Source organism: Nocardia sp. NPDC003726, assembly GCF_053586955.1.
The window spans coordinates 149,502-175,298 of sequence record NZ_JBSFNF010000010.1; the positions used below are offsets into that span (position 1 = coordinate 149,502).

Annotated in this window: 29 protein-coding genes; 23 read left to right on the plus strand and 6 right to left on the minus strand. The window is 69.5% G+C overall.

The annotated features are described in order from the left end of the window. Nucleotide 1 precedes the first annotated feature (1 nt). The 4 genes from ACWDMM_RS16090 to ACWDMM_RS16105 all read left to right on the plus strand — a co-directional run bounded on the left by ACWDMM_RS16090 (nt 2) and on the right by ACWDMM_RS16105 (nt 3,460). Nucleotides 2–883, plus strand: a complete 882-nt coding sequence (locus ACWDMM_RS16090) for a carbohydrate ABC transporter permease (protein ID WP_195080694.1) — start codon at nt 2–4, stop codon at nt 881–883. Next, the gene (locus ACWDMM_RS16095) at nt 880–1,764 is read left to right on the plus strand and encodes a carbohydrate ABC transporter permease (RefSeq protein ID WP_449938063.1); all 885 of its coding nucleotides are present in this window, start codon (nt 880–882) and stop codon (nt 1,762–1,764) included. The genes ACWDMM_RS16090 and ACWDMM_RS16095 overlap by 4 nt, the downstream gene beginning before the upstream one ends. 82 nt (nt 1,765–1,846) lie before the next feature. Continuing rightward, on the plus strand, nt 1,847–2,557 hold the full coding sequence (locus ACWDMM_RS16100) for a TetR/AcrR family transcriptional regulator (RefSeq protein WP_449938065.1): 711 nt from the start codon (nt 1,847–1,849) through the stop codon (nt 2,555–2,557). Between the two features lie 111 nt (nt 2,558–2,668). Then, entirely contained in the window at nt 2,669–3,460 is a 792-nt protein-coding gene (locus ACWDMM_RS16105; RefSeq protein WP_195080691.1) for a DeoR/GlpR family DNA-binding transcription regulator, read from the plus strand. Nucleotides 3,461–3,497: 37 nt separating this feature from the next. On the opposite strand, the gene pnuC is transcribed toward ACWDMM_RS16105, so the two are convergent. Then, nucleotides 3,498–4,220, minus strand: a complete 723-nt coding sequence (gene pnuC, locus ACWDMM_RS16110) for a nicotinamide riboside transporter PnuC (RefSeq protein WP_397069635.1) — start codon at nt 4,218–4,220, stop codon at nt 3,498–3,500. 110 nt (nt 4,221–4,330) lie between these two features. Here pnuC and ACWDMM_RS16115 point away from each other — a divergent pair, with 110 nt between their 5' ends. From ACWDMM_RS16115 to ACWDMM_RS16130, 4 genes are all read left to right on the plus strand, one after another. Beyond that, nucleotides 4,331–5,134, plus strand: a complete 804-nt coding sequence (locus tag ACWDMM_RS16115) for an ABC transporter ATP-binding protein (protein ID WP_357109337.1) — start codon at nt 4,331–4,333, stop codon at nt 5,132–5,134. 115 nt (nt 5,135–5,249) lie between these two features. Next, nucleotides 5,250–5,996 carry an ABC transporter permease gene (locus ACWDMM_RS16120; protein ID WP_449938069.1) on the plus strand — a complete coding sequence of 249 codons (747 nt, stop codon included), beginning with the start codon at nt 5,250–5,252 and terminating at the stop codon, nt 5,994–5,996. 34 nt (nt 5,997–6,030) lie between these two features. Further along, nucleotides 6,031–6,828 (plus strand): ABC transporter permease, encoded by a 798-nt coding sequence (locus ACWDMM_RS16125; protein ID WP_357109343.1) that lies wholly within the window; start codon nt 6,031–6,033, stop codon nt 6,826–6,828. 69 nt (nt 6,829–6,897) lie between these two features. Beyond that, complete coding sequence (locus tag ACWDMM_RS16130) at nt 6,898–7,986, plus strand: ABC transporter substrate-binding protein (RefSeq protein WP_357207397.1); 1,089 nt, start codon at nt 6,898–6,900, stop codon at nt 7,984–7,986. On the opposite strand, the gene ACWDMM_RS16135 is transcribed toward ACWDMM_RS16130, so the two are convergent. Together ACWDMM_RS16135 and ACWDMM_RS16140 are read right to left on the minus strand one after the other, a co-directional pair. Then, nucleotides 7,987–9,006: an XdhC family protein gene (locus ACWDMM_RS16135; protein WP_357207399.1), complete on the minus strand. Its 1,020-nt coding sequence runs from the start codon at nt 9,004–9,006 to the stop codon at nt 7,987–7,989. Nucleotides 9,007–9,019: 13 nt separating this feature from the next. After that, nucleotides 9,020–9,616: a nucleotidyltransferase family protein gene (locus ACWDMM_RS16140; protein WP_357207401.1), complete on the minus strand. Its 597-nt coding sequence runs from the start codon at nt 9,614–9,616 to the stop codon at nt 9,020–9,022. 136 nt (nt 9,617–9,752) lie between these two features. Between ACWDMM_RS16140 and uraD the strand changes: the two genes are divergently transcribed. From uraD to ACWDMM_RS16195, 11 genes are all read left to right on the plus strand, one after another. After that, complete coding sequence (uraD, locus tag ACWDMM_RS16145; protein ID WP_195080684.1) at nt 9,753–10,253, plus strand: 2-oxo-4-hydroxy-4-carboxy-5-ureidoimidazoline decarboxylase; 501 nt, start codon at nt 9,753–9,755, stop codon at nt 10,251–10,253. Next, a complete protein-coding gene (uraH, locus tag ACWDMM_RS16150; protein WP_357207404.1) occupies nt 10,250–10,567 on the plus strand; it encodes a hydroxyisourate hydrolase in 318 nt (105 codons plus the stop codon). The genes uraD and uraH overlap by 4 nt, the downstream gene beginning before the upstream one ends. A 2-nt stretch (nt 10,568–10,569) precedes the next feature. Beyond that, on the plus strand, nt 10,570–11,475 hold the full coding sequence (pucL, locus tag ACWDMM_RS16155; RefSeq protein WP_195080682.1) for a factor-independent urate hydroxylase: 906 nt from the start codon (nt 10,570–10,572) through the stop codon (nt 11,473–11,475). After that, complete coding sequence (locus ACWDMM_RS16160) at nt 11,463–12,824, plus strand: 8-oxoguanine deaminase (RefSeq protein ID WP_449938075.1); 1,362 nt, start codon at nt 11,463–11,465, stop codon at nt 12,822–12,824. The genes pucL and ACWDMM_RS16160 overlap by 13 nt, the downstream gene beginning before the upstream one ends. Nucleotides 12,825–12,945: 121 nt before the next feature. Next, nucleotides 12,946–13,098: a hypothetical protein gene (locus ACWDMM_RS16165; RefSeq protein ID WP_195080680.1), complete on the plus strand. Its 153-nt coding sequence runs from the start codon at nt 12,946–12,948 to the stop codon at nt 13,096–13,098. Between the two features lie 206 nt (nt 13,099–13,304). Beyond that, on the plus strand, nt 13,305–14,147 hold the full coding sequence (locus ACWDMM_RS16170) for an FAD binding domain-containing protein (protein ID WP_357109359.1): 843 nt from the start codon (nt 13,305–13,307) through the stop codon (nt 14,145–14,147). Next, on the plus strand, nt 14,147–16,897 hold the full coding sequence (locus ACWDMM_RS16175; protein ID WP_357207411.1) for a molybdopterin-dependent oxidoreductase: 2,751 nt from the start codon (nt 14,147–14,149) through the stop codon (nt 16,895–16,897). Before ACWDMM_RS16170 ends, ACWDMM_RS16175 begins: the two co-directional genes overlap by 1 nt. After that, nucleotides 16,894–18,108, plus strand: coding sequence for a DUF6986 family protein (locus ACWDMM_RS16180; protein ID WP_449938080.1), 1,215 nt, complete (start codon nt 16,894–16,896; stop codon nt 18,106–18,108). The genes ACWDMM_RS16175 and ACWDMM_RS16180 overlap by 4 nt, the downstream gene beginning before the upstream one ends. 44 nt (nt 18,109–18,152) lie before the next feature. Next, nucleotides 18,153–19,130, plus strand: a complete 978-nt coding sequence (gene alc / locus ACWDMM_RS16185) for an allantoicase (protein ID WP_449938083.1) — start codon at nt 18,153–18,155, stop codon at nt 19,128–19,130. Between the two features lie 265 nt (nt 19,131–19,395). Next, entirely contained in the window at nt 19,396–20,298 is a 903-nt protein-coding gene (puuE, locus tag ACWDMM_RS16190) for an allantoinase PuuE (RefSeq protein WP_357109371.1), read from the plus strand. 169 nt (nt 20,299–20,467) lie between these two features. After that, nucleotides 20,468–20,659 carry a hypothetical protein gene (locus tag ACWDMM_RS16195; protein ID WP_357109374.1) on the plus strand — a complete coding sequence of 64 codons (192 nt, stop codon included), beginning with the start codon at nt 20,468–20,470 and terminating at the stop codon, nt 20,657–20,659. A gap of 85 nt (nt 20,660–20,744) precedes the next feature. On the opposite strand, the gene ACWDMM_RS16200 is transcribed toward ACWDMM_RS16195, so the two are convergent. Further along, nucleotides 20,745–21,185, minus strand: a complete 441-nt coding sequence (locus ACWDMM_RS16200) for a MarR family winged helix-turn-helix transcriptional regulator (protein ID WP_357109378.1) — start codon at nt 21,183–21,185, stop codon at nt 20,745–20,747. A gap of 70 nt (nt 21,186–21,255) precedes the next feature. On the opposite strand from ACWDMM_RS16200, the gene ACWDMM_RS16205 reads away from it, so the two are divergent. After that, on the plus strand, nt 21,256–22,089 hold the full coding sequence (locus ACWDMM_RS16205; protein ID WP_449938087.1) for an alpha/beta hydrolase: 834 nt from the start codon (nt 21,256–21,258) through the stop codon (nt 22,087–22,089). 600 nt (nt 22,090–22,689) lie between these two features. Here the strand turns inward: ACWDMM_RS16205 and ACWDMM_RS16210 are convergent. Both ACWDMM_RS16210 and ACWDMM_RS16215 read right to left on the minus strand, forming a co-directional pair. Beyond that, nucleotides 22,690–22,899: a DUF397 domain-containing protein gene (locus ACWDMM_RS16210; RefSeq protein WP_195080668.1), complete on the minus strand. Its 210-nt coding sequence runs from the start codon at nt 22,897–22,899 to the stop codon at nt 22,690–22,692. Further along, nucleotides 22,896–23,777, minus strand: coding sequence for a helix-turn-helix domain-containing protein (locus ACWDMM_RS16215; RefSeq protein WP_357109384.1), 882 nt, complete (start codon nt 23,775–23,777; stop codon nt 22,896–22,898). Before ACWDMM_RS16215 ends, ACWDMM_RS16210 begins: the two co-directional genes overlap by 4 nt. A gap of 207 nt (nt 23,778–23,984) precedes the next feature. On the opposite strand from ACWDMM_RS16215, the gene ACWDMM_RS16220 reads away from it, so the two are divergent. The 3 genes from ACWDMM_RS16220 (at nt 23,985) to ACWDMM_RS16230 (ending at nt 25,083) form a co-directional block, all read left to right on the plus strand. Then, on the plus strand, nt 23,985–24,374 hold the full coding sequence (locus ACWDMM_RS16220; RefSeq protein ID WP_357109387.1) for a hypothetical protein: 390 nt from the start codon (nt 23,985–23,987) through the stop codon (nt 24,372–24,374). After that, nucleotides 24,374–24,745, plus strand: a complete 372-nt coding sequence (locus ACWDMM_RS16225; RefSeq protein ID WP_357109390.1) for a hypothetical protein — start codon at nt 24,374–24,376, stop codon at nt 24,743–24,745. The genes ACWDMM_RS16220 and ACWDMM_RS16225 overlap by 1 nt, the downstream gene beginning before the upstream one ends. A gap of 206 nt (nt 24,746–24,951) precedes the next feature. After that, on the plus strand, nt 24,952–25,083 hold the full coding sequence (locus tag ACWDMM_RS16230) for a hypothetical protein (protein WP_323124547.1): 132 nt from the start codon (nt 24,952–24,954) through the stop codon (nt 25,081–25,083). Nucleotides 25,084–25,797: the final 714 nt, after the last annotated feature.

Sequence of the window (25,797 nt, forward strand, 5' to 3'; positions counted from 1 at the left end):
GGTGCGACGCAGAGGAATAACGGCGGCGCTGCCGTGGATCGGGCCGTCGCTGGTCCTGATCGCGGCGGTTGTCGCCTTTCCGGCCTGCTACATGGTGTGGACCAGCACCAGGGATCTCAGCGCCTACGGCCAGGACCGCGGCAGCGCCGGACTGGCCAACTACCGTGCCCTGTTCGCGATCTCGGAACTCGGCTCGGTGCTGGGCCACACGGTGGTCTGGGTGGTCGGCGTCGTGCTGATCACGCTGCTGCTGTCCGCGGCGCTGGCCCAGTTCCTGAACAAGGATTTTCCCGGACGCACCGCGGTGCGGATGGCGATCCTGGTGCCGTGGGCGGCATCGGTTGTGATGACGACCACGATCTTCTACTACCTGCTCGATCCGGACGTGGGCATCGCCAATCGGTTCCTGGTCGACATCGGCCTGCTCGACCGCGGTTACGGCTTCACCAAGCAGCCGACGCAGGCGTTTCTCGTCGCGATGGGCGTGGCGGTGTTCGTCTCGGTGCCGTTCACCACCTACACGATCCTGGCCGGGCTGCAATCCATTCCGGCGGAGATCGAGGAGGCGGGGCGGGTCGACGGGGCGAGCGCGTGGCAGCGCTACCGCCATCTCACCCTGCCGCAGCTGCGTCCGGCGATCGCGGTGGCGACCATCATCAACATCATCAACGTGTTCAACTCGCTGCCGATCCTGCAGGTGATCACCGGCAGCATCGCCGGGTTCTCCGCCGACACCACCACGACGCTGACGTTCAAGCTGATCCGGCAGAACCAGCAGGTCGACACCGCCGCGGCGATGAGCGTGCTGAACTTCGCGCTGATCGCCGTCATCATCGCGATCTACGTGAAACTGGTCCGCCCGGCCGCGGAGACCGACCGATGACGACGCGGACGCGGGTACGCGAGCAGACCACGGTGACGCCGGTCGCTCCGGCGGCGCCAGCGCGACGCCGTTGGGAGCTCACCGCGGTCGGCGTGGTGCTCGCCGCGGTGTTCCTGCTGCCGTTCGTCGTGATGGTGCTCGGTTCGCTGAAGAGCCGCGCCGAGATCCTGCGCATCCCGCCGACGTATCTGCCGCAGTCCTGGCATCCGGACAACTACGCGACGATGTGGGACACCCCCGAGACGCCGCTGCCGTTCAATCTGGTCAGCACGATCGTCATCGCGGTCTGCGCCACCCTCTTGGTGCTGGCCGTGGCGATCCCGGCGGGGTACTACACGGCGCGGCACCGCTTTCCAGGGCGCGCGGTGTTTCTCGGCGTGGTGCTGGTGACCCAGATGTTGCAGCCGACGGTGCTGGTGACCGGGTTGATCCGGGAGTTCTTCGCGCTCGGCATCAACGACACCTGGCTGGCGATGATCCTGGTGAACGCCGCGTTCAACTTGTCCTTCGCGGTGTGGATCCTGCACAGCTTCTTCGCCGCGATCCCGGTGGAGATCGAGGAAGCCGCGATGCTCGACGGACTCGGCCGCGCGCAGATCCTGCTGCGGGTGAGCCTGCCGCTGGTCTGGCCGGGCATCGTCACCGCGACGATCTTCGTCGCGGTGGCGTGCTGGAACGAATTCGCCGCCAGCCTCGTCGTGCTGACCACGCCGGAGAATCAACCGCTGTCGGTGGCGCTGACCAAGTTCGTCGGCCAGTACGACACCGCGTGGCAGTACGTGTTCGCGATCTCCACCGTCGGCATCGTTCCGGTGGTGCTGCTGTTCGCTCTCATCGAGAAGCGACTCGTGGCCGGATTGACCGCGGGCAGCGTGAAATAGCCTGCGAGCACTGGCGGCGCAATCGCCGCGACGCCGGCGTTCGGCGCGCTGCGGCGAGGTAGCCGCGCGGTAGCATCGAACGGTGACACGGCGGGATCACGGACCCAAGGACGGTCGCAGCTACGGCGGGCTGTCCAAGGAGCAGCGGGTTGCCCAGCGGCAGACCCGCCTGATCGACGCCGCCCTCGAACTATTCGGCACCCAGGGTTACGCGGCCACCTCGATCGAGCGCCTCTGCTCGGTGGCGAACGTGTCCACGCGCAGCTTCTACGAGGACATGGGCAGCCGCGAGGCTCTGCTCATCGCCTTGGCGAATCGCATCACCTCCCGCGCGCTGGAATGCGCGCTCACCGCACTCGCCGCCACGCGCAACGAGCCGTTGCCCACCCGCGTGGTGGCGAGTTTCCGCGCGTATCTGGGCGTCACGTGCGCCGACGCCAGGACCGCGCGGGTGCTCTATGTCGAGGTCGTCGGCGTGAGCGCGGCGGTGGAGGAGTGGCGCAGGCAGCAGCGCCGTCTGCTGTCGGCGTTGCTGATCAGCGAGGCCGAACGCGCCGTCGGCCGCGGCGAGACCGGTCCGCGCCGTTTCGATCTGTTCGCGCTGGCCGTGATCGGCGCGGTGACCTCGCTCGCCCAGGAATTGGTGCAGGGCACGGCGCCGGATTCGGTGGTGAGTCTGGACGAGATCTGCGAAGAGATCGCCTACTTCGTGAATTCCGGTCTTTCCCGCACGCGGGGTGATGTTCCCGCGGCGCTTCCGGACCGGCCCATCGTCGAGGCCGATGTGTTCTAGACCGTGCAGGTACCGGCGGTACGGATTTCCGCGGTCGGCGGGTGCGTGTGTTCCTATTGTTCGCGTGTTCACCGAAACAGTGGGGGTCCCGCGCGGCCGGGGCGGTGCGCGATGACCGGACCGACGGACCGTCCGCAACGGTGGAACCGGCTGCTGGAACTGCTCGCCGAATCCGGGCGGCTCTCGGTGGAGGAGGCAGCCGAGCGGCTCGGCGTGTCGGCCGCGACGGTGCGCCGCGATTTCACCGCGCTCGCCGAACAGCAGCTGGCCACCAGGACGCACGGCGGCGTTGTGGCCACCTCGGTGGCCTACGACCTGCCCGCCCGCTACCGGCAGAGCGCGGGCGAGGCCAAGCAGCGCATCGCCGAACACGCCGCGTCGCTGGTCGATCCGTGCGCGGTGGTCGGGATGAACGGGGGCACGACCACCACGGCGGTGGCCAGGGCGCTGGCCGGGCGCACCGACCTCGGGTCGGCCGGTGACGAGCAACTCACCATCGTCACCAACGCGCTGAACATCGCGGGGGAGATGGTGCTGCGGCCGCATGTGCGCACGATCGTCCTCGGCGGCGTGGCCCGGCGGGAGTCCTACGAACTGCACGGCCCGCTGGCCGAACGGGCGCTGGCCGAACTGCGGCTCGACGATCTCGTGCTCGGCGTGAACGCGATCTCCGCCGACGGCGGCGCCCAATGCAGGCACCTCGACGAGGCCGGGGTGACCGCCGAGATGGTGCGGCGCTCCGGCCGGGTGATCGTGGTGGCCACCGGGGACAAGCTCGAACGCACCGCGCTGGCCCGCATCTGCGGCATCGAGCAGGTACGGGTGCTGGTCACCGATACCGGCGCCGATCCGGCCGCGGTGGAGGCGATCCGGGCGGCGGGCGTGCGGGTCGAGGTGGTCTAGCCGGGAACACCGCCCGGCGCGATGTCGACTTCCCGATCTACTTCGCGGTGACCGGCGCCAGCGGTGGCGAGACCTCCGCGGCGGACCGGATGCCGCGTCGCCAGACCAGGTATCCCCAGGCCACGAAGCCCGCGTAGACGAGGTAGAGGGTGGCCGAGGGGTAGTAGCCCGCCCGCACCAGCAGGGGAATGCCGACCAGGTCGACCGCGATCCAGATCAACCAGAACTCGGCCAGACCCCTGGCCATGCCGTAGGTGGCCAGCACCGAGCCGGTGAAGATCCACGCCTCGGCCCACGGGCCGTAGGAACCCAGCCACTCGAAGAGCTGGGCGAAAACCGCCGTGCCCGCGAACATCGCCGCCACGAGCACGACGCGTTCGCGGGTGCTCGCCCAGCGCGGATCGACGCCGCGGTGTTCGAGGGCGGTCCCGCGCGCCGCGTGCCGGTGCCAGCTCCACCAGCCGTACACGCTGACCGCGATGAACATCACCTGGCGTCCGGCCTGCCCGGCCATGTTCAGCTGCTGCGGCGTATGGAACACCCCGCCGACGAACACGGTGAACAGCAAGGCGTTCCCGGCGATGCCGACCGGCCAGGCCCAGACCCGCCGCCGCATGCCGCCGATCGCGGAGGCCAGGCCGAAGCCGTTGCCGATCACCTCGCGCCAGAGGATCTCCGAGCCCGCGATGTGCAGCTTGGCGTCGAGCAGCGTGAGGATCGGGTTCACCTGTCGTGTAACCCGCGGCGGGGCGCATCTCATCCGATCGGATCGCCGCGATCGGAAATGTGCGGTGCGAACCGTAACGATTGCGCAATCCGGCGACGCGATTCGCAATGTCCGTGCAACGGGGTGCTCCTATGGTGGCCGTCATGAGCACGGAGAGCGGTACCGCCGGGGGGACCGGAATTCATCTCAGCGGATTGACCAAGACCTTCCGGGTCGGGCGGAAGACCGTGCAGGCGTTGGCGAGCGTCGATCTGCACACCGAGCGGGGCGCGTTCCTGTCGCTGCTGGGACCGTCCGGCTGCGGCAAGTCGACGGTGCTGCGCATCCTCGCGGGGCTGGAGACGCCGACCGCAGGGACGGCCCTGATCGACGGCGCGACGCCTGCCGAGCTGCGCGGCAGGCACGCGTTCGGCATCGCGTTCCAGGATTCGGCGCTGCTGCCGTGGCGGTCGGTGGCGTCGAATATCGCGCTGCCGCTGCAGGTCGCGGGCATCGCGCCGAAGCACGGGCAGATCGAAGAGCTGATTCGCCTGGTCGGGCTGGATGGCTTCGAGAAGGCCAAGCCCGCGCAGCTGTCGGGCGGTATGCGCCAGCGCGTCTCGATCGCGCGCGCACTGGTGGTCGAGCCGACCGTGCTGCTGCTGGACGAACCGTTCGGCGCGCTCGACGACATGACCAGGCAGCGACTTAATCTCGAGCTGCTGCGGATCTGGACCGAGAAGCCCGCGACGACGCTGATGGTCACCCACGGCATCGCGGAGGCGGTGTTCCTGTCCGACGTGGTGGCCGTGATGAGCCCGCGGCCGGGGCGGATCCTGGAGCTGGTCGACATCGATCTGCCGCGCCCGCGACTGCCGGAGATGATGCGCACACCGGAATTCCACAAACTGCACGACTATCTGTCGGAGCTGCTGTTCGGCACCGCGGGCAAAGGAGGCGTCGCGTGAACGCCGATCAACCGGAACGCTGCCGGCGCCAGGCCAGACCGCGCCGGCAGCGGACGAGCCGCCCGGCCCGGTGGTATCGGTTCGCGCGCTGCGCACGGCGAACGGGGGACACGGCGTGAAGCGTTTCGGCGGTGTGGTCGGCGTGCTGGGGTTGCTCGCGGTGTGGTGGGCTCTCGCGTCGTTCGAGGTCGCGGGCGGCACCATACCCAGCCCATGGAAGGTGCTGCACACCATGTACACCGACGGATGGGACCTGTACGGCCCCAATTTCCGGATCACCGCGCTCGGCGCGTTGCAGGGCTTCGTCTGGGGCAACGGCCTGGCCATCGCGCTGGCCGTCCTGATCGTGCTCGTCCCGCCGATCGAGTCGCTGGCCACTCAATTGGCGATCCTGAGCTATTGCACCCCGTTGCTCGCGCTGGGCCCGATCATTCTGGTGGTGTTCGGCGGACGCACCCCGACGGTCTTCCTGGCCGCGATGTACTGCTTCTTCACGACCATGGTCGGCACCGTCGCCGGGCTGCGCTCGGCCGACCGGACCAGCCTGGAACTGGTGCGCGCCTACGGCGGCGGACGCTGGCAGCAGCTGTACCGGGTGCAAGCGATCTCGGCGCTGCCGAGCACGTTCGCGGCGTTGAAGATCGCCGCGCCGTCGGCCGTGCTCGGCGCGATCATCGGCGAGTACCTCGGCGGCGTCGACAGCGGCATCGGGGTGGCGCTGACCGCCGCGCAGACCTCCTACAACGTGCCGCGCACCTGGGGCATGGCACTGGCCGCCGCGGGCCTGGCCGGACTCGGTTACGCGCTGGTGGCGCTGGCCGCCCGCCTGGCCGCGCCGTGGACCGCCAGGGATGCGCGATGAAGAGTGCGCTGGACTGGATGACGGGGGCCGCCCGATGAAGCTGCTGCGCCGGATCGGGATCTTCCTATTCCCGCTGTGCACCTCGCTGCTGCTGATGCTGGTGATCTGGTACGTCTTCCTGAAGGCGTTCCCGCAGGTCGGCCCGCGGGTCGGCAAGACGCCGGGCGATATCTGGACCTACCTGGTGACCGCGCCCAACGCCGCGACCGCACGGCAGGCGATCCTGGACGACTTGCAGATCACGCTGCGTGACGCGGCCATCGGGTTCGGCGCGGGCATGCTCGCCGCGCTGGTGGTGGCCGCGCTGTTCGTGTCGATCGCCGCGGTGGAGCAGACGTTCCTGCCGGTGGCGATGCTGCTGCGCTCGGTGCCGCTGGTGGCGCTCACGCCGATCATCGTGCTGGTGTTCGGTCGCGGTCTGGCGGGCGTAGCGGTGCTCGCCGCGATCGTCGTGTTCTTCCCCGCGCTGGTCATGATCATGGCGGGATTGCGCGCCGCGCCGCGCCAGGCCCTGGAGCTGGTGACCGCGTACGGCGGGTCGCGCTGGACCGGGTTGCGCATGGTGGCCGTGCCCGCGGCGCTGCCGTCGGTGTTCGCCGCCGCGCGGATCTCGGTGCCCGGCGCGCTGATCGGCGCGTTGCTCGGTGAGTGGCTCGGCAGCGGCACGGGTTTGGGCGCTGCCCTGATCCGAGCGATCCCGACGTTCCAGTACAGCAAGTTGTGGGCTTCGATCGTCGTCGTCACGCTGGTCTCGGTGGTGCTCTACGCGATCGTCGGCGTCGTCGAGAACCTGGTGCTCGCCCGGTTCGGGCCGGAAGCGGGGCGACTCTGACCGAAACGAATTCCTCGCTCGGAACGCCGAAGTAAAGAAAATGAAACGCGCTGCCCTTAGATTCGGCCCATGACACCCGCGCACCGCTCCACGTCCGGGCACCTGAACCGACGCTCGTTCCTCCGTTACTCCGCGTTCGCCGGCGCGGCGCTCGGCGGTGCGGGCGCGCTGGCCGCCTGCGGCGGGAGTTCCGGTGATGCGCCGGGCGGTAGCAGCGCGGACGGCTCGAAATACGGCCGCGTCGCGGTTCAGTTGTCGTGGCTGAAGAACATCGAATTCGCGGGAGAATACTTCGCCGACTCGAAGGGCTATTTCAAGGAGGCCGGTTTCGGTTCGGTCGACCTGATCGCGGGCGGCGCGGCCAGCACGTCGGTGGAGGCCGGATTGGACACCGGGAAGGTGTGGCTCGGCCTGTCCGCGCCGCAGACCACCGCGCCCGCGATCCTGGAGGGCCTGCCCGCCAAGATCGTCGCCACCACCTATCAGAAGAACCCGTTCGCGATCGTGTCCGCCGCGGCGAAACCGATCAAGACGCCCGCGGACATGAAGGGCCGCAAGATCGGTGTGCAGGACACCAACCAGCTGATCTTCAACGCGCTGCTCACCGCCAACGGGATGAAGCCGGGGGATGTCACCGTCGTGCCCGCGCAATTCGACCCGACCCCGCTGGCCAACGGGGAGGTCGACGGGTGGGTCAGCTATGTGACCAACGAGCCGATCACGCTGGCTGCCAAGGGCTTCCCGACCGCCCATTTCTTGTTCGCCGACTACAACCTGCCGCTGGTCGCCGAGACGCTTACGGTCGCACAGTCGACCATCGACAAAGAACGCGACAAGCTGAAGGCGTTCCTCACCGCGGAGATCAAAGGCTGGAAGGACGCGGTGGCGAACCCGGCCGAATCGGCCCGGCTCGCGGTCGAGGTGTACGGCAAGGATCAGAAGCTCGATCTCGCCGAGCAGACGAAAGAGGCTGCCGCACAGAACGATCTGGTGGTCTCGGCGGATACCGCCACCGGCGGCCTGCTCTCGATGACCGATGCGCTGATCGAACAGAACATCGCCGCGCTGCGCGCCGCGAAGATCGACATCAAGGCCGCCCAACTGTTCGACCTGTCCGTCCTGCGCGAGGTGTACGCCGAGAATCCCGGCCTGAAATAGCTACAGTCCCACAGCGGTTTTCGGCGTCATCGGGATTTCACCGCTGTAGGGATCCACCGCTCGCACCGGCTGCGCGGCGCGGGCGGCCAGCAGTTCGGCCGCGATCGCGACGGCCATCTCGGGGGCGGTGCGCGCGCCGATGTCGAAGCCGGCGGGTGAGTGCAGCCGCGACAGCGTCTCCTCGCCGAAACCGCCCGCGCGCAGGTCCTCCATGCGCCGGATGTGCACCTGGCGTGACCCCATGGCGCCGAGATAGCCGAGCTCGGGTAGTCGCAGCGCCACGGTGAGCAGCGGAATCTCGAACGTAGGATCGTGCGACAGCACCACTATGGCCGTGCTGCTGTCGATCTCCCCTGCGGCGGAGAGGATGTTGAGGTAACGGTGCGGCCAGTCGACCACGACCTCGGCGCCGGGAAACGACTCCGGCGTGGCGAAATTCGGGCGGGAATCGCAGATGGTCACCCGGTAGCCGAGCAACTTCGCCTGCACGGTGAGCGCGGCGGCGAAGGAATTGGCGCCGAAGATGATCAGGCGCGGCGGCGGGGCGAACGAGCTGACGAAAACGTCGGAATCGGGTAGCGCCACCAATTCGGTGGCGTGCTTCTTGTCGGTGATCAGGTGCTGGCCGATCAGGTCGGCATCGGAGTTCCACACCACCGTGAACACGGTGACCCTGCGGTGCGCCGCGATCTCGGCGGCGACATCCGGGAACTCCGGGAAGTGTCTTCGGGAGAACGGCTCGGTGAAGACGTCCATCATCCCCTCGCCGTCCAATCCGCCGCCCACGCCGAAGCGGTGCATCGCGCGACGGCCGGTACGCGCTGCCTGCAGCACGGCCTCGTACGCGATGTCCTCCAGCCCGCCTCCGGCGACCGATCCGTAGACGCCCCCGTCCGGGTCGACCAGCATCGCCGAGCCCACCGGTAAGGGCGCGGCGCCCACGGTGCGCACGATGGTGCCGAGTCCGCCGGTACGGCCCGAGTGCCACACCCGCAACAGGTCGTCGACGATGTCCCGCATCAGCTAGCTCCGATCACCGTGCGGTCGTGGCCGGGAAGTCACGATCGACGCCCGTCGCCAAATCGTCGCACGTGACGCACACCATATCGTTTCTGCCGGTCAAATAGGTGCGGGCGCCGGAATCTCCTGAGGCCGATCCGCAAACGGCGTTCCAGTGCTTGTGGGCGATGACAACGGGGTGTCCCGGTGTGTTGTGGAACACGGCACGAGCCAGTCCGCTGGGGGCCGAGAGGGCGGCGGCGAGCACTCGGGCGACCGCGGCGGCGCCGACATCGGGGGTGTCGACCGGCATGATCGCGGCATAGCGGGCAGGGGTGCTCGCGGCGGCGATCAAGCCCGCCCGCAGCGACGCGCTCAGGCCGGTCGCCCAGTCCGCCGCCCACACGTGCCGCACGCCCGGCGGCAGATCGACGATCCGCGGCGTCGGGCCGGTCGCGCCGAGCACGACGATGACCGGGTCGCAGCCGCCGTCGCGCAGCGCGGCGACCGCGGACCGCAGCCAGGCGCCGCCCTCGGCGAGCGCTTTCGGTTTTCCGTAGCGGGCCCCGGCGCCCGCGGCGAGCACGACGCCGGCGCAGGCCGCGACGGCGGAGCGATCAGGGTCGGCCATGCCTAAAAGGTAATACCGGCCGGTCTGCGCCGCACGGGGGGAAACCGGTGGTCAAGGGCGTTTCGTGAGCGACACGCCGAAGGCGATCCCTCCGCTTCCGGTGGCGGCGGCCCCGGTCGTATTCGATGCTGGTCCGATGACGGATCAGCGACGCGGAATCACAGCGTTCGACGCGCTGTCCGACGACGCGGCCTACCGGGCGGTGCTCGGGTGCTGCTCGTCGCCGGACTTCGCGCGGGCGCTGGTCGCGGGCCGTCCGTACGGGAGCGTCGAGGCGCTGCTCGACGCGGCGGACGAGGTGCTGGCGGGGTTGCCGGAATGGGAGCTGGACCGCGCGCTGGCGGGACACCCCAGGATCGGGGAGCGGCCGCATTCCGGTGCCTCCGCGCGGGAGCAGGCCGGGGTGGCGGGCGCGGGCGAGGCGGTGCGCGCGGCGCTCGCCGAGGGCAATCGCGCGTATGAGGAACGGTTCGGGCACGTCTATCTGGTGAGTGCGAGCGGGAAGTCGGGCGAGGAGCTGCTCGCGCTGCTCACCGCCCGGTTGCGCAATGATCCCGAGACCGAAAGGCGGGTAATGCGAACTGAATTGGGCAAGATCAATCGGATCCGGCTGCACGCGCTGCTGGAGCGGTCGTGAGCACGCTGAGCACCCATGTGCTGGACGCGATGCGCGGTGTGCCCGCCGCGGGCGTCACGGTGACGTTGTACCGGCAGGCGCATCGGCTCGATTCGGGCGAAACGGACGCGGACGGCCGGATCGGGGCGTTGGGCGAAGCGCTCGCACCCGCGACCTATCGGTTGGTGTTCGACACCGGCGCCTACTTCGCGGGCCGAGGGGTCGAAACCTTCTATCCCGAGGTGAGCATCGCTTTCGCGGTGCGCGAGGAACGGCACTATCACGTTCCGTTGCTGTTGTCGCCCTTCGCCTTTTCCACCTATCGAGGGAGCTGAGCATGGAATTGACCGGGCCCATCGTGCTGACCGACCACCGCTACGGCAAAGCGGAGAACCGGATCGTCCGGATCCACCGGCGCGGCGCACGGCACGAGATCCGCGATGTGAACGTCTCCACGGTGCTGCGGGGGGATTTCGCCGACGCGTACGTAGCGGGCGACCAAGCGAAGGTCCTGCCCACCGACTCGCAGAAGCAGACGGCCTACGCCTTCGCGAAGCGTCCCGGGCTGCGGGCCATCGAGGACTACGCGCTCGCGCTGGCCGATCATTTCGTCACCGAGATCGAGCCGGTGCGCAGCGCGCGCGTCGAGGTCGACGAATACGCCTGGCAGCGCGTCACCGTCGGCGGTGTGGAGCACGACCACACCTGGGTGCGGCAGGGACCGGAAGTGCGCACGGCGGCGGTCACCGTGGCGGGGAAAGGCGCCGAACGGCAGGCTTGGGTCGTCGGCGGGGTGAAGGACCTGACCATCCTCAAGTCGACCGGCTCGGAGTTCGCCGGCTTCCTGACCGACGAGTTCACCGTGCTCGCGCCGACCAGCGATCGAATGCTGGCCACCGCGCTGGTCGCCGAGTGGCGGTTCGCGAGCAGCACGGGCGTCGACTGGGACGAGGTCTACACCGGCGTGCGGGCGCGGCTGGTGGAGACCTTCGCGACGCTGCACTCCAAGGCCCTGCAGCAGACGCTGTTCGAAATGGGCAAGGCCGCGCTCACCGCCTACCCGGTGCTGGCCGAGATCCGGCTCGCCGCGCCGAACAAGCATCACTTCGACTACGACCTCGGCCGCTTCGGCATCGAGAACCACGGCGAGGTCTATCACGCCGACGACCGTCCCTACGGACTGATCCATGCCACCGTGGCGCGGGCAGACGCGCCGGAAGCGGGTCCCGCGTGGACCAGGTGACCGTCATCGCGGGCTGCGCCGTCGCGACCGTCGACGCCGAGGGGACCGAATACGCCCGCGGACACGTCGTCGTGCGCGGCAACCGGATCGACGCGGTCGGGGCGGGCGATCCGCCCGACCTCGGCCCGGACGCGCGGCGCATCGACGGGCGCGGCTGCCTGCTGACGCCCGGACTGGTGAACACCCACCAGCACCTCTACCAATGGATCACCCGCGGCCTGGCCACCGACCACACCCTGTTCGAATGGCTGAACACGCTCTACCCGGTCTGGGCCGGTATCGACGAGGACGGTGTGCGGGTGGCGGCCACGGGCGCGCTCGCCGCCCTCGCCCGCACGGGATGCACCACCAGCACCGATCACCACTACGTGTTTCCGCGCGACGGCGGTGACCCGCTCGCCGCCGAGATCGAGGCGGCGGCGCGAGTGGGCCTGCGGTTCCATCCCTGTCGCGGCTCGATGGATCTCGGCGCGAGCGCGGGCGGGCTGCCGCCCGACCACTTGGTGGAGCGCCTGGACGACATCCTCACCGCGAGCGCGGCGGCCGTCGCGCGCTGGCATGACCCGTCGCCGGACGCCATGCTGCGGATCGCGCTCGCGCCGTGCTCGCCGTTCTCCGTCACGCCCGACCTGCTGCGCGAGTCGGCGGCGCTGGCCCGCGACACCAAGGTCCGGCTGCACACCCACCTCGCCGAGACCATCGATGAGCAGGACTACTGCCTGGCGACTTTCGGCTGCGCGCCCGCGCAGTACCTGCGGCGGATGGACTGGTTCGGCCCCGACGTCTGGTACGCGCACGCCGTCCACCTGGACGACGACGCGATCGGCGTCATGGCGGCGACCGGCACCGGCGTCGCGCACTGTCCCACGTCGAACGCGCGGCTGGGCGCGGGCGTCGCCCGCGTCGCCGACCTGGTCCGCGCGGGCGTCCCGGTGGGGCTCGGCGTCGACGGGGCGGCGAGCAACGAGGCCGGGTCGATGATCGAGGAACCGCGCCACGCCTTGCTGTGGGCCCGCAACCGGGGCGGACCACACGCGATGACCGTGCGCACCGCCCTGGAACTGGCCACCATGGGCGGCGCGCGGGTGCTCGGCCGCGCCGCCGACATCGGCTCGATCGAGGTGGGCAAACTGGCGGACCTGGCGCTGTGGCGGCTGGACACCGCCGCGCACGCCGGGATCGCGGATCCGGTGACCGCCCTGCTGCTCGGCTCGCCACCACCGCTGGCGGCGTTGCTGGTGAACGGGCGCGAGGTGGTGCGCGACGGCGAGGTCAGGACGGTGGACACGGACGTGGTGGCCGCCGAGGTGAGGCGCGCGCAGGCGGCGCTGCTGGCGAAGGCAGGTTGAGCGACTCGCGCGGGTCGGGTCGAGACCGGAACGCCCGGAGTGGCTCTCAGCGGCGTTTCGGGGGACGCCCGGCGGCGGTGAAGCCGCGTCATCTGTCCGCGTTCCCACTCCGGCCCCCGGCGTGGGCGACTACGAGATCAGCAGCGGGGCGGACGGGGCGAACCTCCCGTTCATCGCCACCGTCCAGGGTGTGGTTGCCGGGCGGGTCACCGACGCTCGCCTCGCTGATCTGGGCGAGGTGTCGAGCCTGGTCAGGCGGGACGAGCAATACTGAAGCAGTGTCGGCTCGGACGGCCCGCCGAGGCGGGAGCCGTGGTGTCGTGAACGGCACCGCCCCACAGTGTGCGGCCGGGACGGCTCCCGCTCGCGGGTGGCCGCCGCGCGGCGAGGTAACAGCCGCGCAATCCGACATGCGTCGCGCGCAATATGGCGGCAACCGACTGGCTCTACGGTGACCGAGAGGCAGGAACGAGGTGAGACGTGGACCTGGACACGATTCGCGAGGTGGTGATCGCGCGCGAGCGCGAAGACCTGGCCGCGCTCGGCGCTTCCACCGCGGTGCTCGCCGGAGGAACCTTCCTGTTCTCCGAGCCGCAGGATCAGCTGCTGCGCTTGGTCGACATCACCGGCCTCGGCTGGCCCGCGTTCGACATCGTGGACGGGGGACTGGACATCGCCGCGACCTGCACCTTGGCCGAGTTCGCCGGCGCAGCGCCCGGCCGTGAGCTGGGGGCCCGGGTATTGCGCGACCCGTGGCCGGGGACCGCGCTGTTCGCCCCGGCCTGCCGGGCGCTGCTGGCCTCGCACAAGATCTGGCGCACCGCGACCGTCGGGGGCAACGTCTGCCTCGCGCTGCCCGCGGGCGCGGTGCTCGGCGCGCTGGCGGCGCTCGACGCGACGGCGCTGGTCTGGGCCGCGGACGGTTCGGATCGGCGAATCCCGTTGCGGGAGTTCGTCCTCGGGCCGGGACGAACGGCGTTGCGGCGCGAAGAAGTGCTGCGCTCGATTCGGGTGCCGCGGTCGAGTCTGCTGGCGCGAACCAGCTTTCGGAAGATCGCGCTCGCCCCGCTCGGCCGGTCCGGCGCCGTCGTCATGGGGCGGCGGGAAGGCAGCGGCCGCAGCGCTGTCACGATCACGGCCGCCACGATCAAGCCCGTCGTCCTGGACTTCGCCGCACCGCCCACCGATGGCGAGATCCGCGATGCCGTGCACACGATCGATCCGGCGCTGTGGTTCGACGATCCGCACGGGTCACCGGAGTGGCGCGGACATGTCGCGGGATTGCTCGCCCGCGAGGTTGCCGCGGAATTGCGGGGTGGTTGATGCGTTTCGAAGTGGACGGCAGGCCCGTCGACATCGAGGCGCGGCCGGGGCAGTGCCTGCGCACCGCGCTGCGGGACGGTGGCGCGCTGGCGGTCAAGAAGGGCTGCGACTCGGGCGACTGCGGGGCCTGCTCGGTGCTGGTGGACGGAATGACGGTGCACTCCTGCGTCTTTCCGGCCTATCGCGCCGCCGGACGATCGGTCACCACCGCCGCCGGACTCGGAACCCCCGAGCACCCGCATCCGGTGCAACGCCGGTTCCTCGCCGAGGCCGCGTTCCAATGCGGGTTCTGCACCGCGGGCATGGTGGTCACGGCGGCGGGGCTCGGGTGTGCCGCCGAAAATCAGGTCGGCGTGCCGGGCGACGAACTCGCCGAGTTGATGAAAGGCAACCTGTGCCGCTGCACGGGTTACCGCGCCATCCGCGCCGCGCTGGGCGAACAGCTCACTCCGGACGATCCCGCCGCCGCCCCCGATCCGGCCGCGGCTGTCGTGGCCCCGGCCGGGCCGCGCATCGTCTCCGGACGCGAACCGTTCACCTTCGACCTGCCGCGACCGGGCGAGGCCGACACCGCGCCGCCGGCCGCCCCGCTGCACATCGCGGTGCTGCGGAGCCCGCACGCCCATGCGCGGATCCGCTCGATCGGCACCGCCGCCGCCGAGGCGCTGCCCGGCGTGCACGCGGTGCTCACCCACGCCGACGCACCGGACACGCCGTTCTCCACCGCACGGCACGAGCTGCGCACCGACGACCCCGACGACACCTACGTGCTCGACCGGACGGTCCGATTCGTAGGACAGCGGGTGGCCGCGGTGGTGGCCGACAGCGTCGCGATCGCCCGCGAAGCGTGCCGTTTGCTGGAGGTCGACTACGAGGTCATGCCCGCGGTGTTCGATCCGCGGGACGCGCTGCGCGCCGACGCGCCGAAACTGCACGGCGACAAACCGGCCTCCGCCCGTATCACCGATCCCGGCCGCAACCTGGCAGCCGAGCTGCACGGCGAGGTCGGCGACGTCGCCGCGGGCCTGGCCGCCGCGGCGCACGTCGTGCGCGGCGTATGGGATTCGCCGCGCGGCCAGCACGTACATCTGGAGACGCACGGCGGGGTCGGCTGGCTCGACGACGCCGGACGCCTGGTCATCCGGTGCAGCACCCAGGTCCCGTTCCTGGTCCGTGACGAACTGTGCCGCCTGTTCGGCCGGTCGCCGGCGCAGGTGCGGGTGTTCACGGCCAGGGTGGGCGGCGGATTCGGCGCGAAACAGGAGCTGCTGGCCGAAGACCTGATCGCGCTGGCCGTGCTGCGCACCGGCAGGCCGGTGCAGTACGAATTCACGCGCTCCGACGAGTTCGTCGCCGCGACCTGCCGTCATCCGATGCGCGTCGAGGTGACAGCCGGGGCCGACGCGCGCGGTGTGCTGACCGCCTTGGCCGTCGACGTGCTCGCCGACACCGGCGCCTACGGCAATCACAGCGGCGGGGTGATGTATCACGGCGTGGGCGAGTCGGTGGAGCTGTACCGCTGTGCCAACAAGCGGGTCGACGCGCGCGCGGTGTACACCAACAACGTTCCTTCCGGAGCGTTCCGCGGCTACGGCCTCGGGCAGGTGATCTTCGCGGTGGAATCGGCTCTGGACGAACTCGCGCACGCGCTCGGCATGGACCCCTTCGAACTGCGCCGCCGCAACGCGGTGGTACCCGGCGACCGGTTCGTCGGCGCGGCGGTGAACGAGAGCGATCTGATGTTCGGCAGCTACGGCCTGGACCAGTGCCTCGACCTCGCCGAACGAGCCCTGCTGCGCGGCAACGACGTGCGCGCGCCCGGCCCGGGGTGGCGGGTGGGCACCGGCATGGCCGCCGCGATGATCGCGACCGTCCCGCCGCGCGGTCACCGATCCACCGCGACAGCCGCGCTGCTGCCCGACGGCCGTTACGAGATCAGGGTCGGCACAGCGGAATTCGGCAACGGCACGACCACGGTGCACGCCCAGCTCGCCGCCACCGCGCTGGAGACCGAGGTGGATCGCATCGTGATCCGGCACGGCGACACCGACCTGGTCGACCACGACACCGGCGCGTTCGGCTCCACCGGCATCGTGGTCGCGGGCAAGGCCGTGTACGCGGCGGCGTGCGCGTTGCGCTCGCGGCTGCTGGCCAGGGCGGCGGAACTGGCGGGCGTCGCGGAGCGGGACTGCGTGCTGAACCACGGCGGCGTGCACTGCGGCGACCGGATGCTCACCGCGGCGGAGCTGCTGACCGGCGGCGACCTCGTCGCGCACGCCGAGCACGGCGGCAGCCCCAGGTCGGTGAGCTTCAACGTGCACGCCTTCCGCGTCGCCGTGCACCCCGAAACGGGGGCGGTGCGCATTCTCCAGTCGATCCAGGCGGCCGACGCCGGCACGGTGCTCAACCCGGCGCAGTGCCGCGGACAGGTAGAGGGCGGCGCGGCGCAGGCCATCGGCACCGCGCTGTACGAGGACATGCGCAGCGCGGACGGGGTGATCGGCGCACAGACCTTGCGGCACTACCACATACCGCAGTTCGCCGACGTGCCGCGCACGGAGGTCTACTTCGCCGAGACGTCCGACGCGCTCGGCCCGCTGGGCGCCAAGTCGATGAGCGAATCGCCGTACAACCCGGTCGCGCCCGCGCTGGCCAACGCGATCCGCGATGCGGTCGGCGTACGGCTGTACCGGCTGCCGATGACCGCGGACCGGGTGTGGGCCGCCTTGCGGGAGAGGGAGTCACGATGACGAAGGTGCCGGAGAACGTCCGCGCCCGGATCGAGGCGCTGCTCGACGGGGTCGACGCCGAGCTGCGCCGCAGGTATCCCGGCTCGAACGGCCGCGCACAACCGATCCACACCGTGTACGTCCCCGCCGACCGCGTCGCCGAGGAGACTCCCGAAGCCTGGGGCGCGGCCGCGGTCGAACTGCTCGACCGCCACCGCGATCTGCTCGGCACGCTCGACGGCACCGATTCGCTGCCCGAGGTGCGCAAACGGCTGGAAGCCGATCCGGTGCAGGACCTGCGCATCGATTTCGAGGACGGCTACGGTCTGCGCGCCGACGCCGAGGAGGACCGCGCGGCCACGGCGGCGGGCGAGGTGCTGGCGGCTTGGGCGCGGCGGTCCGGCGGCCCGGCGAGCAGCGGCATCCGGATGAAGGGTTTGGGCGGCGGTGAACGCCGTCGTGCGCTGCGCACGCTCGACCTCGTGCTGACGGGCGCAGGCGGCGTGCCCGGGGGATTCGTGTTCACCGTGCCGAAGATTCGCGCGGTGCAGCAGGTCACGGCGTTGGTGCAACTGTGCGTCGGGCTGGAACGCGGGTACGGCATCGCGGAGGGCAGCCTGCGCTTCGAGCTACAGATCGAGAGCCCGCAGGCGATCATCGCCGCCGACGGCACCGCTCCGGTGGCCGCCATGCTCGCCGTCGCCGAAGGACGTTGCAGCGCATTGCATTTCGGTACCTACGACTACACCGCCGCCTGTGGCGTCGCCGCGCCGGATCAGGCGCTCGACCACCCGGCCGCCGATCACGCCAAGGCGGTGATGCAAGTCGCGGCCGCGCAGACCGGGGTGTGGGTGTGCGACGGTTCCACCCAGATCGTGCCCGACTCCGACCCGGAGGCGGCGCTGCGCAACCACCACCGATTGGTCGTCCGGGCGTTGCGGCGCGGGTACTACCAGGGCTGGGACATGCATCCGGGTCACCTCGTCACCCGATGGCTGGCCACCTACGACTTCTTCCGCCGGGCGATGGACGTCGCGGTGCCGCGTCTGCGGGACTATCTCGCCCGCCGCGGCGGCGACGTCGTCGACGAGCCCGCCACGGCCGAAGCGCTGGCCGCCACGGTGCTGCGCGGCATCGACTGCGGCGCCCGCCCGGACGCGGGCGCGCCGGAACTCACCGAGCCGGTGCTGCGGGCCTTGGCGGCCCGCGCGCCGCTACCGGAGGCACCGTGACCGTCCATCCGAACGGGGCGATCCCGCACGACACAGGAGGCGCGATGCGCGACCGGGGCGACAACGAGGAGTTCACGCTGCTGCCGGACCTGGCGGTCCGGCCGCTGGGCGGCTCGGTGATCTGGGCGAACGACGAATTCTTCGCGGAGAAGGAGAATTTGATCAATCCGGGTCCCGCCCGGCACCGGCCCTCCGACTTCGGGCACAAAGGGCAGATCTACGACGGCTGGGAGACCCGCAGACATCGCGGGCAGCCCGGCGACGATACGGCGATCGTGCGGCTGGGCGTGCCGGGCGTGATCCGCGGGATCGTGGTGGACACGGCCTGGTTCACGGGCAACTACCCGCCCGCCGTCTCGGTGTCCGCGTTGGAGATCGAGGACTATCCGCCCGCCGAGACCATCGCCGCGCGCGACGATTGGGTGATGCTGGTCGATCGTTCCCCCGTGGCGGGCGACAGCCGCAACCTGTTCACCGTCGAGAACGAGAAGCGCTGGAGCCATGTGAAGCTCACCATGCACCCCGACGGCGGCGTGGCCAGGTTGCGGGTGCACGGAGAGGGCAGGCCCGATCCGCGCCTGTTCGGCCTCGGGCCGCTGGACCTGGCCGCCCTGGAGAACGGCGCGCTGGTGCTGGACTGCTCCAATCGCTTCTACAGCTCACCGAACCAGTTGCTGTATCCCGGCCGGGCCAGGTCCATGGGCGAGGGCTGGGAGACCGCCCGCCGCAGGGACGACGGGAACGACTGGGTGCGCATCCGCCTGGCCGGGCCGGGACTCATCCGGCTCGCCGAACTGGACACGTCGTACTTCCTGGGCAACAGTCCCGGCGCGGCCCGGCTGACCGGTCGCACCAACGACGGCACCGAGTTGGAGTTGTTACCGCGCACCACACTGCAACCCGACACTCGGCACCGGTTTCCGATCGCGCCGATGGCCGCGTCGGTGGAGGAGGTGCGCTTGGACATCTATCCGGACGGCGGCTTGGCGCGGCTGCGCCTCTACGGCGAGCTGGGCGCATGAACGCCGGGGCATCGGCAGGGCATGCGGTCGCGCCTTTTCGGCCGACTCGGCGTTCGAGCGCGTCGGTGCCGCGTGCGGTCGCGGCTTCTCGGCGAATGTGCCGCCCGCCCGTGCGCACATCGGCGGCGCGTGCAGCTGTGCGTTCTCGGTCGACTCGGGGTCTGAGCGCGTGGACGACGGTGTCGCGTGCGGTCGCGTCTGTCCGGCGAGTGCGGCGCTCGATATCGGCGGGGCGTACGGAGCCGTGTGTGCGTGAGGCGCGGCTATGAGGGATTTCGTCGGCTACGGCCCGCGTCCGCCGGACCCGAAGTGGCCGGGGGAGGCGCGGATCGCGGTGCAATTCGTGCTCAACTACGAAGAGGGCGGCGAGAACAACGTCCTCGACGGTGACGAGTTCTCCGAGACGTTCCTGTCGGAGATGACTCCTGCCGAAGCGTTCCCGAACCGCCACATGAGCATGGAATCGCTCTACGAGTACGGCTCACGCGCCGGGTTGTGGCGGGTGCTGCGCGTCTTCGAGCGGCGTGGGCTGCCGCTGACGATCTTCGCGGTCGCCCGCGCTTTGCAACGTAACCCCGAGGCGGTGGCGGCCTTCCGCGAACTCGGCCACGAGATCGCCTGCCACGGGCTGCGCTGGAAGTCCTACCAGCTCACCGACCGCGAGACCGAGCGCGCGCACATGGCCGAGGCGGTGCGTGTGCTGACCGATCTGACCGGCTCGGCGCCGCTGGGCTGGTACACCGGCCGCGACTCGCCGAACACCAGGGAGTTGGTGGTGGAGCACGGCGGCTTCGTCTACGACTCCGACTCCTACGCCGACGACCTGCCCTACTGGGTGCGCGTGCACGACCGCGACCACTTGGTGGTGCCGTACACGCTGGACACCAACGACATGCGCTTCGCCTCGCCCGCCGGTTTCCCCACCGGCGAGCAATTCTTCGCGCACGTCCGCGACGCCTTCGACGTCCTCTACCGCGAAGGCGCCGAAGACACCCCGAAAATGCTCTCCATCGGCCTGCACTGCCGCCTCATCGGCCGCCCCGCCCGCACCGCCGCCCTGGAACGCCTGCTCGACCACATCCAGTCCTACGACCAGGTCTGGATAACCCGCCGCATCGACATAGCCCGCCACTGGCGCACGGTCCACCCACCACCCGCGTCGTCCTGAACGGCCGAAGCCGGACCACCGACAGCGATCGACTTTCCGATGCGCCGGAGGCGGAGACAGCGCAACCCTGAAACTGCGGTCTATGTGCGGGATTCGGTGATTCGTAAGCTTCGTGGCGTCAAGGGCCAAGTGCTGGACCTGGCCCTCGCGCCTTCGCTCAGGAGAACCCATGGCCGCGAAATTCACCGCCACCGTCCTGGTCACCGCCGCTTTGTTGCTGCCGATCGCAGCGACCGCCCCCGCCGCGATCGCCGAGACCCCCAGCACGGGTTCATCCTCCGGCTCCGGCAAAACGGTGAACAACCTGATCTGCTCCATCCGCAGCTACCTCGGCATGGGCGGCTGCGTCTACCTCCCCTGACTCGACCACGAGTGGCACAGGGCCGTGGCGAATCGCGAGAAGCCCTCTCGCTGATGTGCCACTCGTCGCACTGGTCGGGTGGATGTCAGGGCTCGGCGCGGCGTTCGCGGGGGCGTAGGTGGCGGGTGAGGGTCGTGAGGGCGTCGAGGACCTCGCGCAGGGCGGCCGGGTCGTTGTGGGGCAGCGCCGCCGCCACCGCTTCGTCCACGGGGGTTGCCCGCACTTCGGCGACGCGTGGGGAAGGCTGGTCGGCCGCGCGGATCAGGGTGCGCCTGCGGTCGCGTGGGTCGACCGTCGAAGTGGCCGCGCCGGTCTCCTTGAGCCGGGCGACAGCGGTGGATACCGCGCTTTGCGGTAGTCCGGTGCGCGCGGCGATTTCGCCCACGGTGCTGTCGGGGTGTTCGAGGATGTCGCTCGACACCACGAGCACCGGGCGGTGCCCGCCGCCGAGTCCGGCCGTCGGCAACGCCTGCTCGCCGATCTTCATCAACGCCCGGCCCAGCAGGAACAGTTCGACTCCGTCCACGAGTGAACTTTACATCAATCCAGATGTATCAATATTGATGTATCTTAATTGATGGATTAGCCTTCTCTGCATGAACACGATTTCCGCCGGGACGCTCCAGGTCCCCGGAGCCGACCTGTATTACGAAGTGCGCGGCAGCGGTCCGATGCTGCTGATCGCGCAGAGCGGAGAGGGGGACGCGCGGCGCAGCGAAGACCTCGTCGGTCATCTGGAGCGGCGCTTCACCGTCGTCACCTACGACCGACGCGGCCTGTCTCGCAGTGTCCTTCGCGATCCCGTCGCGCCCGCCTCGGTCGCGACGCACGCCGACGACGTCCACCGCCTGCTCTCGGCATTGACCGACGAGCCCGTGGCCATGCTTGGTTGCAGCATGGGCGCGGCCATCGGATTACATCTCGCGGTCGAGCGCCCGGACCGGCTGCACACTGTCATCGCGCACGAGCCCGTCACGCCGTGGCTGCTCGCCGCCGCCGACCGCGCCACCCAACTCGGCGAACTCGAACACTGCGAACAGGTGTTCGCCGAGCGCGGATGGCAGGCGGCGCTCGCCCCGATGGTGCGGACGCTGGGAATAGATCCGCAGAACCAGGACCGCGAACCCGGTGTGACCGCTGCCCCGCTCGGCCCAGAGCGCGCCGCGAACTTCGAATACTTCCTCGGACACGACTTCGCCGCGATCCGCGCCGACCACCTGGACGTCGCGGCCTTGCGGCAATCCCCGGTGCGCATCGTCCCGGCCTGTGGGGAGACCACCCCACGACACGTCTTCGACTACAAAGCCGCCCACGAGTTGGCGGCACTGCGCGGCGTGCCGGTGGTGGAATTCCCCGGCGGGCACAACGGGAACCTGACGCATCCGGCGGGATGGGCCGCGCGCGTCGGCGAAACCCTGTCAAACCACTAGCTCTTGGCGGGATAGAGCCCGCTCGGCTCGTCACATCATGGTGCGGACGGACAGAGCCTTCGGGAGCGCCCCTGGCACATGCCCACGCGCATATCGGCTCAGCGACCGAGCCTGCCGTACGGCACTGGATACCCTGGTTCCGTCCGGCTTCGCCAACCGCGCTCGGTCGGTTCCAGTGCCCGGCCGCTGGCGGCGGGATCCTTCGGCCACGGCTCACGTATGTGAATTTGGATGTCGTCCTGAAGGATTCGCGCCAACTCCATCGCGAATCCCTCGGCCGTGCCGCTGCCCGACTTGGTGGGGTCGAGCGCCGCGGAGGTGCCGGCATCCGGCACACCGATGCACACCCAAGCTTTCGGCACCGGGCGACCGGACTGCACGCCGAATCTCCGCCAGTTCTCGGTGTACTCAGTGCTGATCTGCGTCGAGTACCCCAAGGATTCTCCGATATCAGCGGCCAGCAGCCGGGCGCCTCGGAGCCCTTCGTCTATGTCCACAGTCTCATCGTGCGGTTCTACGGAGTTCCGCGATACGACAGCGGCCCGGACCTGAGAATGCGTGTCCGAGTACGGGCCGGGTGTCGGCGAGCAGGAAGCGTGCTCACTCTGCGAAATCGAACCCACCATCGGTGATGGTTGACGTGAAGGCGTCCCAATCGGAGGGCGTGAAGATCAACGCTGGCCCGGAGGAGTTCTTGGAGTCACGGACACCGACCATGCCCCCGGTGAGATGTGCGACCTCGACGCAGTCTTTGCCAGTGCCGCTGCGACTGCTTTTGAACCACTTCGCCGTCGATAGGTCGGCACTCACGCTCCGTACTCCTCTGCAATTGCCACCAGCAGCGCTCGGGACTCGTCCTCGCTCAGTGCCGCACTCTCGACACTTGACCGCGCGGTCTGGTACTGATCGATCTCGTCGGGTTTGTCCAGGTACAGGGCCCCAGTGTAGCCCTCGACGTAAATAACGGGCGGCTCGGTCAACGACGGGTTCGGGTGTTCGGGAAACTCGAGCAATACAAAGGAACCTGCCTCCAGTCCGAGGTAGGAACCGGCGCTCAGTGGAACGATTCGGATGGATACGTTCGGAAAGCCGCTCAGTTCCGCCAAATGACTGGACTGGGCTGCCATGACCGCAGCGCCACCGATCTGGTGGCGCAACGTCGCCTCGCTCAGTCTCACGTCCAGGCTGAATCGGTCAGGTGGTTCCTGAAGCCGTGCTTGTCGTTTGGTGAGCAACTCTATGTGCCGGTCGATTGCGTCATCGGTCAACGCTGGGATGAAAGCCTTGGCAACGGCACGTCGGTAGTCGGCTGTCTGCACCAAACCTGGCAGCAAGGTCAATTGGAACGACGTGACATGGCAGGCAGCCTGTTCCAGGACGACGAACAAGTCTGTGTTCGCGAACATCGCGTCGCTGTAGGACTGCCACCAGCCCGTCTTGCGTGCCTCTTCCGCCAGCCAGAGCAGCGCTTGCCGGTCGTCGTCACCGGCGTCGTACACGTCGCACAGTGCTCGGATCACCATCTTCTTGACCATGGCGACCTGGCCGTTCTCCAAGCGCCACAACGTTTGTGAACTCATCTCGGAAAGTTTGGCCGCCTTGTCCCTGGTGAGTCCGGCGTGCTCGCGCAGTTCGAGCAGGCGTCGAGCCAGCAGTCTGCGCGGAAGAGTCGTCGTTTGGGCTGCCACGCGAACCCTCATCTTTCGTTAGCAGTGCTATGAAGTCATTCCAGTTGATCTGGAGTGAATCTGTTTGTGTCCAATCATATTGTTATCACTCCATTTTCGGGCGGAATGGTGCTGTACTCGGTGTGCGCCAGGCGGCTGGGGCGCTCGCGGGAATCGCGCCGGTGACGCAGGTCGGACGTATCGCTACGAAAATGCCGGGGGTTATGGATGAACAGGCAAGTCATGGATGTCGGGTCGGGTCTCCGCTCGGCCGCGAGTGGGGAAGAGTCGAAAGCGATCGGGCTCGTTCGCGGTGACGTGTCCGGTGCGGACGCACCGCGGCATGCCGACGCGGTGCAGCGGCATGCTCGCACGCTCGGCTATCAATACGTCTACACGGTTCGTCCACCGGCCGATGTCGATGATCCGATCGGGTACGTGCTCGCGATCGCGGGCGGGCTCGAGATCGAAGTGCTCGTTGTCTTCGATCTCGAGCAGGTGGACAACCGGCCCGCGTTGGTCTGTGATGCGGGGTTCGATCTGGAAACCGTTTGCCCGCAGTGCACCTGGGCGCGGTCGGCGAAGGCTGCGCCGAGGGCCGGAGCGGGGGCGGCGTGATGAATCGACAGGTGATCCTGGCTCCGCCGCGTGTCTGCGCGTCCGCTGATCTCGGGTTGGCGCACCGGCAGATGCAGCGTCACCGTGCCTGCCGGATCGAGCAGTGCGCCTGGAAGTGGGTCGCCTACCGCACGCTGGTGCAGAGCGGCCGGATCGTTCCGCAGCAGTTCAGTCCGCGCGAACGTGCTCATCGTCGCGGTATCGCTTTCCCGCTCGACGACAGCGAGCGTGGACCGGCGCTCGGGGGGACGCCGGACGTGGTGACCTTTCAACAGGTGCTCGACGGGCTCGCGCAGTTGGCGCTGCCTCCGGCGGGCGCGGACAACGGCTGTGTCGCGGAAGGCGAGCGGCCGTGGGCATGTGGCAAATAGTGCACAGCATTCTCGCCGTGGTCGGAGGTGGCGCGTTCGCCGCGGTCGGTGTCGCATGCGTCTGGCCGATCGCCCGACCGCGCCGTCCCGACCGCCCGCGTAATCCCGCCCGTGCCCGTTGTTCCTTGCGGCCGGTGACCTGGCCGGAGGCGTGGACGTGTAGCCGACCGCGGCAAGCCTTCACGCTCGCTGACGCTCATCGCGCGATGCAGTTGCATCGCGACCACGACTGCCCCCGCAAGCGCGCCGCCTTCGCGGCATTGATCGCGGCCGGGCGCATCACGCCGGACTCCGCGCGCCGACCCCGGCTATGGGGATGGTCCGAGGAATCCGACTGACGGCCTTCGGGCGCATGGCGGGTGCTGAGCGGCGGGCATGGCGGGCAGCTGCGGGGTGCGCATGGCGGGTGCTGAGCGGCGGGCATGACGGGCAGCTGCGGAGCGCGCAGGGCGGCTGCCGAGCAGCGGGTATGACGGATAGTTGCGGAGCGCGCAGGGCGGGGTGCTGAGTGGTGGGCGTAGCGGGCAGCTGCGGAGCGCGGATGGCGGTGCCGGGCGGCGGGCATGGCGGGCAGCTGCGGAGCGCGGATGGCGGTGCCGGGCGGCGGGCATGGCGGGCTGCTGCGGAGCGTGGATGGCGGTGCCGGGCAGTGGGCGTGGCGGGCGGCTGCGGAGCGCGCAGGGCGGGCGGAGCAGGCACGCTCCGGGGTTCGGAAACCGAGGAGGCCGGGTGATCGGAGCCGGTGATCGACGCGTGGCATGGACCACAGGAGTTCTGTGAAGGTCCTCACAGTTGGGAATGGCAGCGCCGGGGTAAAGGGGGCCGCTCGCCGATCGCTAACAGTACGAGCGTTACGCTAAAACCCCATGTCAGAGCTACCGGCCGGTAGATTGCACTGCTGCAATTCAAGGGCAAATTTTGCAGGGTTAGCAAAGAGGGTGGAAAACCTAGCTTAGATTCACACTAACAACAGGTAGACGGCTATTTCTTCGTGTGCCATCGTGTGGAAGTACACCCCAAGGGCCTAGCAAGCCTGCAAATCGCCGCTCCAG

Coding starts and splice junctions, on each gene's coding strand:
- pnuC (WP_397069635.1), bottom strand. CDS start 4,220: ATGAGATGCGCCCCGCCGCGGGTTACACGACAGGTGAACCCGATCCTC.
- puuE (WP_357109371.1), top strand. CDS start 19,396: ATGAGGGATTTCGTCGGCTACGGCCCGCGTCCGCCGGACCCGAAGTGG.
- ACWDMM_RS16180 (WP_449938080.1), top strand. CDS start 16,894: ATGACGAAGGTGCCGGAGAACGTCCGCGCCCGGATCGAGGCGCTGCTC.
- ACWDMM_RS16205 (WP_449938087.1), top strand. CDS start 21,256: ATGAACACGATTTCCGCCGGGACGCTCCAGGTCCCCGGAGCCGACCTG.
- ACWDMM_RS16135 (WP_357207399.1), bottom strand. CDS start 9,006: ATGCGGGACATCGTCGACGACCTGTTGCGGGTGTGGCACTCGGGCCGT.
- ACWDMM_RS16105 (WP_195080691.1), top strand. CDS start 2,669: ATGACCGGACCGACGGACCGTCCGCAACGGTGGAACCGGCTGCTGGAA.
- ACWDMM_RS16095 (WP_449938063.1), top strand. CDS start 880: ATGACGACGCGGACGCGGGTACGCGAGCAGACCACGGTGACGCCGGTC.
- pucL (WP_195080682.1), top strand. CDS start 10,570: ATGGAATTGACCGGGCCCATCGTGCTGACCGACCACCGCTACGGCAAA.
- ACWDMM_RS16175 (WP_357207411.1), top strand. CDS start 14,147: ATGCGTTTCGAAGTGGACGGCAGGCCCGTCGACATCGAGGCGCGGCCG.
- uraD (WP_195080684.1), top strand. CDS start 9,753: ATGACGGATCAGCGACGCGGAATCACAGCGTTCGACGCGCTGTCCGAC.
- ACWDMM_RS16230 (WP_323124547.1), top strand. CDS start 24,952: ATGCAGTTGCATCGCGACCACGACTGCCCCCGCAAGCGCGCCGCCTTC.
- ACWDMM_RS16125 (WP_357109343.1), top strand. CDS start 6,031: ATGAAGCTGCTGCGCCGGATCGGGATCTTCCTATTCCCGCTGTGCACC.
- alc (WP_449938083.1), top strand. CDS start 18,153: ATGCGCGACCGGGGCGACAACGAGGAGTTCACGCTGCTGCCGGACCTG.
- ACWDMM_RS16225 (WP_357109390.1), top strand. CDS start 24,374: ATGAATCGACAGGTGATCCTGGCTCCGCCGCGTGTCTGCGCGTCCGCT.
- ACWDMM_RS16115 (WP_357109337.1), top strand. CDS start 4,331: ATGAGCACGGAGAGCGGTACCGCCGGGGGGACCGGAATTCATCTCAGC.
- ACWDMM_RS16140 (WP_357207401.1), bottom strand. CDS start 9,616: ATGGCCGACCCTGATCGCTCCGCCGTCGCGGCCTGCGCCGGCGTCGTG.
- ACWDMM_RS16195 (WP_357109374.1), top strand. CDS start 20,468: ATGGCCGCGAAATTCACCGCCACCGTCCTGGTCACCGCCGCTTTGTTG.
- ACWDMM_RS16130 (WP_357207397.1), top strand. CDS start 6,898: ATGACACCCGCGCACCGCTCCACGTCCGGGCACCTGAACCGACGCTCG.
- ACWDMM_RS16220 (WP_357109387.1), top strand. CDS start 23,985: ATGAACAGGCAAGTCATGGATGTCGGGTCGGGTCTCCGCTCGGCCGCG.